This window comes from Paenibacillus sp. FSL E2-0177 (assembly GCF_037992975.1).
Lineage (GTDB): Bacteria > Bacillota > Bacilli > Paenibacillales > Paenibacillaceae > Paenibacillus_AQ > Paenibacillus_AQ odorifer.
This window is the reverse complement of the sequence record NZ_CP150307.1, coordinates 3,267,539-3,280,101: the sequence shown is the minus strand read 5'-3', so window position 1 is coordinate 3,280,101 and position 12,563 is coordinate 3,267,539. Positions and strand designations below refer to the sequence as shown.

Genomic DNA, 12,563 nt, shown 5'->3' with positions numbered 1-12,563 from the left:
CACGATACTATATAGACGATCCCTATTAAAAAAACTCTCACTTTATACAAAAAAAAGTAGATCTTCAAATAAAACGAAGACCTACTGTGTAATCTACCGATTACGTTTTAGAACAAAATACAACAATTGATCCATTTCTAAAGCCATAGAATCACTGAAGCGCTAAAGAAACCACTTTACTCCAATAAATTAACTCTTCATCCCTGCCATATGCCCCGATACATTGAAATCCTAATGGCATGTTATTAATAGAGGCAGCTGGAATACTCACCGCAGGCGCTCCAGCATATGACCAAATGGCCGTCATTCCGGTCCATCCGGTTCGTGTCCCCCACAGCGGAGCTGTTCCTGCCTGAGTCGGCGAAACCCACAGATCAATCCCCTGTGACTTCTGCACATCTAATAGATCGTTTCTGAGCTTGATTTGTCCGCTACGATATCCTTCCAGTTCTTCCTCAGTGATGGTTCGTCCAGATAAAATAGCCTGCCGTACGGTATCCTCATAAAGATCTTTATAAATATCAAATAGTGAATGATGGACTTGCGCCATTTCTCCGTGAACAAACCGCACCATGGCATCTCCGTAGATAAAGCTATCTTCCCACGGCATCGCAACTGTTTTTATGCTGAACCCTGCTTCCTCAAGCTTCTTAAGCTGCTTCTGAAAGGTTATCTTGGTGTCATCCTCCAATAATGTCATGTATACACCTTCGGGTATCCCTAGCACAGGTTTACGAGCTTCTTTAAAAGGTCTCCATTCCGTTACAAGCTCAGCGGCGAGAAAGTCCATACCCTCCATATCCTGAGTGAAAAATCCAAACGTATCAAAAGATGGCGACATCAATCGGACACCATCTATAGGGATACGCGCATAACTAGGTTTAAAGCCGACCACTCCGCAAAATGAAGCAGGTGCCATAACAGAACGCAAGGTTTGTGTACCTATCGCAAATGGACAGATACCCGCGGCAACCGCAGCAGCAGAGCCTGCACTAGAGCCGCCAGGCGTATGATCCAGCTGATGAGGATTACGGGTCGTGATAGGTCCGGCATAAGCAAATTCCTCCGTCACTGTTTTGCCGGTGAACCAAACCCCTTTTTGCCGAAGCTTTTGAATAAAACTGCCCTCAGACTTCGTCAAAGCTTGTGGGGGAAGGTTCGACCCTGCACAGGTAGGCAACCCGTCTAAGTGAATTAAATCTTTGATTCCAACAGGTATTCCATATAGCGATGGTTTAGGAAATTCCGAATACTTCTCTCTTACCCTAGCCACTTCATTTTTTATTCTATCTGCTCGGTTCTCCTCTGGCACAAAAGCACGCACGTGTGGTTCTACTTTATTGTAAAGATCTAAATACTGCGTAAGATATCTATCCATGGTCACATCTGAGGTCTTATTGCCCTGAGCAAACTGAGCTAACGAAGATTTATTAATGTACATGTCTGATTGGAGCCCTCCTTAATATTCACTTAAACCAGGAAGCCATTTAAAGACGATTGTATTAATTTGGAACAGCTTCATGTTACTAGGCAACCTTATCTATGGCTATACTTTAGTTCTCTATTTCTATTTTCATCCACAATATTGATTACACGATCCACCCACCCTTGATAAAATTGCTCCTCATGAGAAACCAGAATCACTGTACCTTTAAATTGGATTAAAGCATTCTGTAAAGCATCTTTTGTTTCGGCATCTAAGTGATTAGTGGGCTCATCTAAGATTAAGAAATTACATGCTGTAAGCAATAAAAGACACAGCTTAACTTTGGATTGTTCGCCACCGCTGAGTGTACGGATAGGCTGTGTAACGTGACTATCTTTTACAACACATAATGCTAGATGACGACGTATTTCCTTAATAGTCAATTTTGGATAAAACGATGAGACGATTTCAATAGGTGTCATGTTATCGTTTTCCCAAATTAAATCTTGCTCGTAGTAACCAATAGAGACTTGTTCCGCAAAGCGGAATGCCCCGTCAACACTGGGGATTTGACCAACTAATGTTTTCAGCAATGTTGATTTTCCGATGCCGTTAAAGCCTGCTATGACTATCTTTTGTCCTCCTCGAATGGAAAATGTTAATTTTGGCAGCAGCGGCCTATCGTAACCAACCACAAGATGGTCTACTCTAAGCGCAACTTGTGCAGTAACAGGAAGCTCTTGAAAACGGATAGATGCTTTAGTGACAAACGTCGGTGCAGCGATTCTCTCCATACGATCCAGCTGCTTCTGACGGCCACGGGCAATTCTAGAATTAACACCAGCACCATTTTTCCGGATATATTGCTCAGTGGCTTCAATTTTTTTCTGCTGTGCATGGTACTGCCGGATATGGCTTTCGCGAAAATGCTCCTTCTGTCTCAAAAAATCAGCATATTTGCCATGATATTTTTTAATCGTTTCCCCTTCAATATCGCAAATGCTTGTTGATATTTTATCGAGAAAAGTGTAGTTATGAGAGACCACAATGAAGGCTTGATCGAACGCTATCAGATATTCAGCAAGCCAGTTAATATGCGTGGTGTCGAGATAATTGGTGGGCTCGTCGAGCAATAACACATCAGGTTGTTCAAGCAACAGCTTTGCCAATATAACTTTGGTTCGCTGCCCCCCACTAAGCTGATCAATAGGACGGTCCATCCCCATTGCATTTAATCCTAGCCCCGTAACCACTTTACTGATATTGCTCTCGATAGAATAATAGTCGAGCGCCTCAAGTCGTTCCTGAAGGTCTGCTGCCTTCTGCAAAAGCACTTCATTGCCAGTAACAGCACATTCCGCATAAAGTGCATTCATCTTTTCTTCCATTTCGTATAATTCAGTGAACGCTCTCCTTAAATAACTTTGAACGGTACTTGACCCATCAATAACCGCGTATTGATCAAGATGACCTATTTTGATATTGGGCTGCCATTTAATCGTTCCACCATCAGGAATCACCTCGCCCGTCAGAATACCAATCAATGTGCTTTTCCCTGTTCCATTCTGACCCACTACACCTACATGCTCCCCTTTGTAGACTTCCAAAAAAACCTGTTTATACAGCACTTTATCTCCAAAAGCATGTGATACATTAGAAACCTCGAGTAAACTCAATTGCTTTCCTCTTTTCTATAATTGTTTTTAAGCACAAAAAAAGCAGAAGACACCGCGCCCTTGGGCGCAAGCCTTCTGCTTATTAGTGCACAAATAGACGGCACAAATAGATAATTGTCAGTTTGGAAACTGAACATTATAAACACAAAAGGCTGTAGACGAAAATTGTCTACAGCCTCTTAATCATTAACATCGGAAGATGGCGTAATCAAATAAGCATGAATAATCACACTAAAATGACCTAGCTATCTTTCGATGATATAAAAAGCGATTCGCTTTTTGATTAAGCTCCGGACAACGTTTCATCGTTTGTATCCGATTGTTCGGAGCAGCTTCTGGTATATAATTTTTCAGTTTCCACATGAATCATGTTGAACCATCCCTTCGTTTGGCTACATTTTAAATCGTGTATCCGCACTTGTCAACCACCATCCGAGAGGTGCTGTTATTTTTTGCGGGCGCGTTTGACCGTACCGATCCTAGTCCCTTGAGGAATAGTAATGAACTGGCTCTTCGATACACCAATAAGCTGTGAAGTATAAATACTACTATGTCCGGAGAATAAATAACTCACCACACAAGCGATAAACATGTATATGGCTCCTTCCGAACCAAACAGCTCGATCCCCATTAAGAAGCAAGCGATAGGCGTGCTAGTAGCTCCACAGAAGACAGCAATAAAACCGAGGGCAGCTAAAAAGGGTCCATACAAATGTAATATTCCAGCCAAAGCATTGCCTAGTGTGGCACCAATCGTAAATAACGGAGTAACCTCACCACCCTGAAATCCTGTTCCTAAGGTAAAGGCGGTAAAGATCAGCTTCCATAAAAAAGCGAACGGCGAGACATCTCCCTCAAAAGAATCCTTGATTAATGGAATTCCGAGGCCTAAGTAATCACGAGACCCTACAAGGAATACTAAGGCAATGATAATTAATCCACCTACGGCACCTTTTATCATTGGATTGCTTATCCTGGCGGTGAAGATTCTTTTTAGAAAATGAGTCAGTTCACTGAAAAGCATACTCACGAGACCAAAAATTACAGAGGCCAATACCACTTTTAGAATAATCATTAAACTTAAAGCTGGAAATTCATTCACTACATAGTGTGTATGATGAACACCCCACAATCGAGTGGTGACCAGATCACCAACAAAGCTAGCCACAAAACATGGAAGTAATGCCTGTTGGCTAATAAGTCCAATGGTTACTACCTCTAGACCAAATAAGGTTCCAGCCAGCGGTGTTCCGAAAATAGAACCAAAGCCTGCACTGATCCCGCACATTAACAGTATCTTACGATCCAGAGGACTGATTTTAATCAGCTTTCCGAACCATTCCGCAAGGCTTCCGCCCATTTGAACAGCTGTCCCTTCACGCCCAGCGGATCCACCAAATAAGTGGGTTACCAGTGTCCCAAACAATACTAAGGGTGCCATCCGTAATGGAATGGTCTCGTTACCATCCTGAATTTGTTCTATAATAAGGTTATTTCCTTTAGCGCTGTTTTTTCCGTAACGCATATATAGGAAACTAACAAATACTCCCCCAAGAGGCAACAAATAAAGTAGCCCTGGATGCTCTAAACGTACATCTGTTACGTAATCCAAGCTTTTTAGAAAAAAAGCAGAGGCGGTGCCAGATAAAATACCAACTACACTGCCGAGCACAATCCATTTGATAAATGTACTCCAAAGAGCAAAATAACTTCGCTTCTTAGTGATTTCAAACCATCGGGTAGACCATGGATTCATCTCGACAGCTCCTAAGGACAAAATAAATTAGTCTCAACAATAAAACAGACTCCTACCAGGGAAGCTCGCACTGGTAGGAGTCATTAGTCTCAGAGAGACAGTTACGGCGAACTCCATCGCCCTTTATAAAACTTAAATTATTCTTCTTCTGAATCTACGTTATGATACACTTGTTGAACATCTTCCAGGTCTTCCAAAGCATCAATCAATTTCTCGAATTGAGCTTGAGCATCTTCTGGGAGTGCCACATAGTTTTGTGGAAGCATGTTTAACTCAGCTACAGTGAATTCAGTGATGCCTGCATTCTTGAATACTTCTTGTACTGCATTGAACTGATCAGGTTCTGCATAAACAATAACTGCATCATCCTCTTCCAGCACATCGCGTACATCAAGTTCTGCATCAAACATCATTTCAATTACTTCATCAGCAGTTTTACCTTCCACACCTATAACGGCCGTAGAGTCAAACATGTAAGCTACTGATCCGCTGACACCCATATTTCCGCCATTCTTACTGAAGGTTGAACGAATCAATGGAGCTGTCCGATTAACGTTATTTGTGAGCGCATCAACGATGATCATTGAACCGCTAGGTCCAAATCCTTCATAACGAAGCTCTTCATAATTTTCTTCAGCGCTACCTTTAGCCTTATCAAGCGCACGGTCAATGATCGCTTTTGGTACATTGTAAGTTTTTGCACGTTCTAATACAACTTTCAGGGCCCGGTTCGCTTCTGGATCGGGTTCGCCCTTCTTTGCTGCTACATAAATCTCAACACCAAACTTTGCATAAACACGACTTGTGTTTGCGTCTTTGGAAGCTTTCTTTTCTTTAATATTATTCCACTTACGACCCATATTGTTCCCGCTCTCTTTCAACATGAATTAAAAACAATTGTTACTTATTATACCCTTCTTCGATAGCTCTAGTAAAGTGCAGTAGTAGGTTAATCCTCTAAGCTGTCACAATACAGATAGAAAAAGCCCCTGATTCAATCAGGAGCCTGCTAATTTTTTATAGATTACTGCCAAATTTCATCTGCAATCTCTTTAATAAACTGCAGTTTATCCCATTGCTGTTGATCTGTCAGATGGTTTCCTTCTTCCGTAGAGGCAAAACCACATTGTGGGCTCAGGCACAACTGATTGATATCCACATATTGCGAAGCTTCTTTAATCCGTCCAATGATTTCTTCTTTATTCTCAAGCTCACCTGACTTCGAACTGAACAAACCTAAAACTACTTGTTGATCTTTAATAAATCTAAGGGGTGCAAAGTCTCCGGCCCGATCCGTATCGAACTCCAGATAGAAACCATCTACATCCACCGTTCCAAATAACACTTCTGCGATAGGCTCGTATCCGCCGGATGCTGCCCAAGTGGACGCGTAGTTCCCACGGCATACATGCATCGTGATAACCATATCTACTGGATGATCTTTTATCGCTTCGTTATTTACAAATGCATATAACTTAGCGATTTCGTTAACATCTACACCCTCTTTTTGACGGGCTTCCCAATACCCTTTATCACAGAGCATACCCCATGTGCAGTCGTCCAATTGCAGATTACGGCAACCTGCCTCATAGAAATCACGAATAACTTCACGATAAGCTGCAGCAATATCAGCCACAAGTTCATCCTGCTTGTCGTAAACAGCTACAGTAGTCTTTTGATTGCGCTGAAGTTCAGCAAGGAACTGCGCTGGCGAAGGAATCGTTTGGCGCGCTACTACATCATTTCCCGCTATGCTAACCAATTGTCTGTAGTCAGCGATCATTGGATGGTTAGTCCCACGAATTTTACCGGATAATTCTGCAGTTTCCGCTCTGGTCTCTACACCATTAAACAGGTAGCCCACTGGGCTGACTTTCTTTGTTACCCCTTCAAGGCCCCACATAAAATCTAAATGCCACCAGGAGCGGCGGAACTCTCCATCCGTTACACCTTTTAATCCAACCGCTTTTTGTTTTTTCACAACTCTGGCAATCTCTGTATCTTCTACCTTGCGCAATTCATCAGCGGAGATTTCATTATTTTGATATTGGACACGAGCTCTCTTAATCGTTTCCGGACGTAAGAAGCTGCCAACGATATCTACTCTGAATGGCACTTCAGTTCTTTGTTTTCCTTTTTGGATGGTACTCATAGGGGTTCGGCCTCCTTTATTGTCTGTGCTTTTCTGTTGAATTCACTATAGCACTGTACAATCAGGACAGGGTAACTCCTAAAAACTATGGCCTACCATAAGCTTACGCTATAGCAGGCCACCAAATTAGCTTATTTAATTATAACCAGACCTCTCGGGCGGTTTCGATCACAAGGCGTATTTTATCCCACTGCTCTTCTTCAGTTAGAATATTTCCTTCCTCCGTAGAAGCAAATCCACACTGAGGGCTTAGGCACAGCTTTTCAATATCTACATATTGTGCGGCTTCTTCGATTCTTGCCTTAAGCTGCTCTTTACTCTCCAGACCCCCATGTTTGGTCGTTACTAATCCCAACACTACAAATTGGTCTTTAATAAATCGTAAGGGCTCGAAATCGCCAGCTCGTTCATTATCATATTCCAAGAAAAAGGCATCAACTTTGGTATTGGAAAAAAGCACCTCGGCAACAGGCTCATAACCGCCAGCAGCGAACCAAGTGGAGCGAAAATTACCTCGGCAAACGTGCAGCGCGATGGTCATATCATGCGGACGATTCGCAATACTCTCATTGATCAGCCTAACGTAATCCTTTGCTAACTGATCGGGATCTGTACCTCTACTTCGTAAATGGGCGCGATGTCGGCCACTGCTCAGCGTTCCCCAAGTTGTGTCGTCTAACTGAAGATAACGGCAGCCTGCATCGTAAAAGGCTTGAATCGCAGTTTGGTAAACCGCGATGATATCTTGAAATAGAGTTTCCTTATCAGGGTAAACTTCATTTCCATTAAACTCCTCCACAAAGTGAAATAGGGCAGGTGAAGGGATCGTCATTTTGGGTAACCGGTCTCCCGCCATTTCCTTGAGCTTTATAAATTGCTGTAGCATGGGATGATCTTCAAAGGAAATCCGGTCAACAATTCGGAATGATTCTGCACGCTGAACCGTTTCCGCTCTTCCATTCCCTTGATTTAAGTTAATCTTTTCAGTTCCTTTAATTCCGACAAAGAAATCAAGATGCCACCAGGAACGGCGAAACTCACCATCTGTTACTGCTAATAATCCTACTTCCTTTTCTAATTCCAGTAGTTTAGCAATCTCAATATTCTCTATTTCATAAAGCTCACTACCTGTAATTTCACCATTCTCATATTGGAGGCGGGCTGCTTTAATCTCTTCCGTACGCAAGAAGCTGCCGACGATATCATAGCGAAAGGGTGGAGCATTTCTCTGGGTGCCAGTTACGGGTCTAATCATACCGATCCTCCTACAGCTATAGTAAAAAATGATTTAGATCAAAATAACTTCCGGAAACCAAGTCATTTAAGATTTCTATATACTTGGATGCCATCACACTAGGTCTACGATCTTTATGCGCAATCCAACCAACCGTGAATACTTCATTACTCTCAAATGGAATCGTCTTCAGTCCATTACCGTTCAGATCGGATGCCATGATTCCTGTACCCACTGTATAACCGTCCGTGCCCATTAATAAATTGGTCAAGGTTGCCCGGTCATTCACTTTAATATTCTTCTCAATCTGAGAAAAACTTAACATTTCCTCCGAGAAGTGAAGTGAATTGTTCTCACCCTGTTCAAAAGTAATATACGGAAAAGGTAAAATATCGTCCTGCGAGATCCTTTCCTTCTGGGCAAGCGGATGTCCAGTTCTAACATAAAGATGTGGGTCAGTATTAAAGAGTGGCGTGAATTTCAGATTACCGTCACTGAACAGCTTATTCATATGCTTATAGTTGCTCTCGTTAATATAAAGAATCCCCAAATCGCTACGGAGAGTACGCACATCTTCGATGATGTCGTAGGTTTGCGTCTCTCTCAAGCTGAAGTTGTACTCTGAGACATCACTTTGCTTCATGAGACTCACAAAAGCATCTACCACAAAAGCATAATGCTGAGTCGAAATGGAAAAATAGATTGGGCTACGCTTTTTCCCAGTATAACGATTCTCCATAAGCTCTGTTTGTTCAATGATTTGACGGGCATATCCGAGAAATTCCATTCCTTCTACAGAAATGCTGATTCCACGGTTCGTCCTTTCAAAGATGGTAATCCCAAGTTCATTTTCAAGCTCTTTAATAGCGTTGGACAGGCTCGGTTGAGAAACAAAGAGTTTCTTTGCCGCCTCATTCATGGAGCCACTATTTGCAATTTCGATAGCGTAGCGGAGCTGCTGCAACGTCACTCCTATTCCCCCTGTTCCAGACCTATTCGTACTACATTCTGTTTCATACTAGCTGATATCGTAGCATAAATACACATCTCATTCCAAGATAATCCTTAATATGTGCCCAATAACGCGTACTTATTGTGTTCTCTTTTTCCCAGCATCAATCTTGGCAGGATCTAGTCCTTTCCAGATATTTGGCATATCAACCTGTTCTGGATGCTCAAAAACTAAAAAAGCTGTAGGCAAATACCGCTCACCATATTGGGATGAGGGTTTATTCATAATCTCATTGTCTTTTACTAGTACCGTAGAAGAACCACCATCCAGATTAGCCGCTATCACGGCTCCATGCTTAAGCAAAATCTGCTGCACATCATAGAGATTTGCTCCAATACTATAAGTAGGCTGTCGACCGTCAATTACTACAAAAATAATAGCGCCATCTGCCCGCTGACCCATTGCTGTTCTAGGTGCAATCCCCCAACCTTCCGCTGCATTCTTAATCAATCCTTTGCCATTGACGATTAGCCGCGGGCTAAAAGTAACTGCCTCCTGAACCCCCATTTTACTAATCTCATCTAGCGTATAATTCCCTGCAACCATTTTTCCTTGTTTATCCAGACCAACAATCTGTGTAGATTTTTTACCGCCAAGACCGTTGTAATATAACTTACCTTGTGAGACTACAATTCCTATGGGTTTAAACCCGTTACCTTTCCAGTTCGGATCAGCGAACCCACCACCGTTAACTCCAGCGATAGCGCCTGTACGCTTCACCATACTGGTTACTTTTTCACCTGAACCAATCTTATTAGGTATTCCTAGCCGGACTTTGGTTGGATCATTAACAATCATTACATATCCGGTATAGCCACTGCCTGAGACATTCTCAATCTCGACAAGCGGCTTCTCTACCACCTCAGGTTCGGGAGCGATCGTATGTGTATCTATTTCGTCCCCCATCTCTTCAAAACGGGCGGTATATTCGGTTACCCTGTCCTTCAGTTGATCTTCACCTATAATATATTTAGCCATATAGCGATGTTGTGTTGTAATTAGCGTATCTGCGATTGTATAACGTAAGTTCTGAGCCGAGGGTGCAAAATAAAGCCATCCACCAGCAGCGATCATTAAGAATAAGCAGAATAAAAAAACTTTGGATAAGGTACGAAAAAAACTTCGTTTCTTCCGCTTTTTTATTGGTTTCTTTACAGGTTTCTTATTGCGTGCATTGGAACGTTGAGGTAATGATGAAGTGCTCACTTCTGAGTATTCCTCCCTAAATATTACTAATTTGATAATATGTACAACTCGTCCTTATCATAGACGATGATTTTCGTTAAAAGTTTCTATTTGAGTAATAGTCATCATTTCAAAAACAAAAAAGAGCAGGTTTCCAATATCTTGGCTACCTGCTCATCTAAAGCTAAACAAAATCTAATGTCTTCCTACTCCACCGCCGCTGCTAGCGCTACCGCCGCCGCCTGATGAGCCACCACCGCCGGAATAACCGCCACCACCTGATGAGCCTCTATCATCATCATCTGAGTAGCTGCGGCTGGATGAGCTTGAAGAATGTCTTCCTGCTCCTCCACCACTGCTGGAACCTCCACCACCATGGTTCTCGTTGCTTGAGGAATACCGTCCTGCACCGCCACCGTTAGTAGAGCCTCCGCCACCACTGTTTCCCCAGAAACTTGATTGCGAATTGTTTGTATTCCTATGGTGGTGATGATAATAACGTCTGTGCCAGCGTCTGCCATAACCGTAATCCGCTTGACCATGCCAAGGACCATAACGGCGTATATTCCTTTGGCTATATGGATTAAATGGCAAACCATACATTTCTATATATCTATTGCGTCGTGAAGCAGTAAATCCAAATAAGATAAGCGAACCAAAAATCGCTGAGAAAATTAGAAAAGCCTTGCTTTTACTAACCGCCTCACCTCCACTTGTAGCTGTAGTAGAGGAAGAACCAGAGTTCGTTGTAGTTCCAGGATTAACATTGTTTCCGTTGTTTCCAGTAACTCCTTGCGGATGATCCGCTCTCGCTAACAAGAAACTGTAGAACGAATTAACTGTCGTTGTAGCTCCCGTACCGTAATCTTTTTTCACAAATTGGGGTTCAAGCACGGTATTTAAAATATTACTAATAGCCTCATTGGTTAAAACCTTGTCGATATCCTTGCCTTGTAGAACATGATAGTTGTCTCCGCCTATGTCCAATACCAGCATAACATCCTTAGGACCCGCACCTACCGAAGCAAACTTCATATAAGTATAGTCCTGCAATGTTTTATCCCCAGCATTTTTTACGGTGACCACATAAATTCCACTTCCGGTTGTTGTTTTATATCTGTTGCTGGAATCGTTCAGATAGTCTTTAGTTACTTTTTTGAGCACACCCGCATTATCGGATACGTAATTTTTGGTGCCAACATTTTCTGCCCAAGTGCCGCCCATAGCTTGAATAAAAGCTCCATACGTCTTCCTAGCACCATTACTGTATGTTTTAGCTGCGAAATCCGGCTCAAGATATTGTGAAAGAATCTCTTTAATCTTACTGTTAGGCAATGATTCCTCTATACCTTTACCTTGTACCGCCCAATAATCATCATCTTTTATAGAGAGCAGCAGCAGGAGACCATTATTTTTATCCGCAGCCCCCACACCCCAGCTATTGAAAAGCGATTTTGCATACTCTTCCATCGAAACCCCTTCAGTAGAATCCACAGTTACAAGCACAACTTGAGCTCCAGTAGCCTGATGTAATCGAATACCGTAGTTCACCATGTAATTCTCTGCTTTCTCGTCAATCACATTCGCAAAATCATTCACATAAAATGACCCTGTATGCTTAGGTACAGCAGTTTTGGCTAAACTTACAGCCGGCAAAAGCAATACACTTAACAATAAGGCAGCAAGTGTGGTATGTAGCAGTATTTTTAGAGTTCTCGTGTTCATATGTACCTCCTGATCTATCATTATCTCTCTTATTTATCGGTTACGCGCGGTTAGCGGAATAGTTCCATTTTATTCTAAACTGGAAATTACACAACAGGAAAAAACGGTTAGAGTTTGTGAGGCGGGTGATTTGAGGCGTGCGAGTCGCTTTAGGGGCAATCATCGTGTTGTGTTGATGGATCACACTCAAGATCATTGGAGATTTGGAATTCCCTACTGAGATAACATACTTTTCGCCGATGGATCGGACTCAGGAGACGTTATTTTGTTCATTTGCGGGTTTGCGGCAGGCTATCGGACTCAGTTGCAGCTATTTACTCAAAACCACACCACTTATCCGCAAATGTTGGCCAATAAGTGCAATACTGTCCGATACCTCGGCAAAATGAGCTGAAAT

9 protein-coding genes and 1 riboswitch are annotated in these 12,563 nt (G+C 42.4%); all 9 genes read right to left on the bottom strand.

Annotation, left to right across the window (positions count from 1 at the left end; genetic code table 11):
- Positions 1-151: 151 nt before the first annotated feature.
- Positions 152-1,441 (bottom strand): amidase, encoded by a 1,290-nt coding sequence (locus MHI25_RS14780; protein WP_340395588.1) that lies wholly within the window; start codon positions 1,439-1,441, stop codon positions 152-154.
- 95 nt (positions 1,442-1,536) lie between these two features.
- On the bottom strand, positions 1,537-3,102 hold the full coding sequence (locus MHI25_RS14775) for an ABC-F family ATP-binding cassette domain-containing protein (protein WP_339248646.1): 1,566 nt from the start codon (positions 3,100-3,102) through the stop codon (positions 1,537-1,539).
- Between the two features lie 445 nt (positions 3,103-3,547).
- On the bottom strand, positions 3,548-4,858 hold the full coding sequence (locus MHI25_RS14770; RefSeq protein ID WP_339190946.1) for a voltage-gated chloride channel family protein: 1,311 nt from the start codon (positions 4,856-4,858) through the stop codon (positions 3,548-3,550).
- A 67-nt stretch (positions 4,859-4,925) separates the two neighbouring features.
- Positions 4,926-4,988, bottom strand: a riboswitch (Fluoride riboswitch).
- A 7-nt stretch (positions 4,989-4,995) separates the two neighbouring features.
- Positions 4,996-5,718, bottom strand: coding sequence for a YebC/PmpR family DNA-binding transcriptional regulator (locus MHI25_RS14765; protein WP_036678376.1), 723 nt, complete (start codon positions 5,716-5,718; stop codon positions 4,996-4,998).
- A 164-nt stretch (positions 5,719-5,882) separates the two neighbouring features.
- Positions 5,883-7,010, bottom strand: a complete 1,128-nt coding sequence (locus tag MHI25_RS14760) for a 5-methyltetrahydropteroyltriglutamate--homocysteine S-methyltransferase (protein ID WP_340395587.1) — start codon at positions 7,008-7,010, stop codon at positions 5,883-5,885.
- 139 nt (positions 7,011-7,149) lie between these two features.
- Positions 7,150-8,265, bottom strand: a complete 1,116-nt coding sequence (locus MHI25_RS14755; RefSeq protein ID WP_076184511.1) for a 5-methyltetrahydropteroyltriglutamate--homocysteine S-methyltransferase — start codon at positions 8,263-8,265, stop codon at positions 7,150-7,152.
- A 16-nt stretch (positions 8,266-8,281) separates the two neighbouring features.
- Complete coding sequence (locus MHI25_RS14750) at positions 8,282-9,214, bottom strand: LysR family transcriptional regulator (protein WP_076105621.1); 933 nt, start codon at positions 9,212-9,214, stop codon at positions 8,282-8,284.
- Between the two features lie 120 nt (positions 9,215-9,334).
- Complete coding sequence (locus tag MHI25_RS14745; RefSeq protein WP_076125850.1) at positions 9,335-10,462, bottom strand: phosphodiester glycosidase family protein; 1,128 nt, start codon at positions 10,460-10,462, stop codon at positions 9,335-9,337.
- 174 nt (positions 10,463-10,636) lie between these two features.
- Positions 10,637-12,166 carry a TPM domain-containing protein gene (locus MHI25_RS14740; protein WP_076184509.1) on the bottom strand — a complete coding sequence of 510 codons (1,530 nt, stop codon included), beginning with the start codon at positions 12,164-12,166 and terminating at the stop codon, positions 10,637-10,639.
- Positions 12,167-12,563 lie beyond the last annotated feature (397 nt).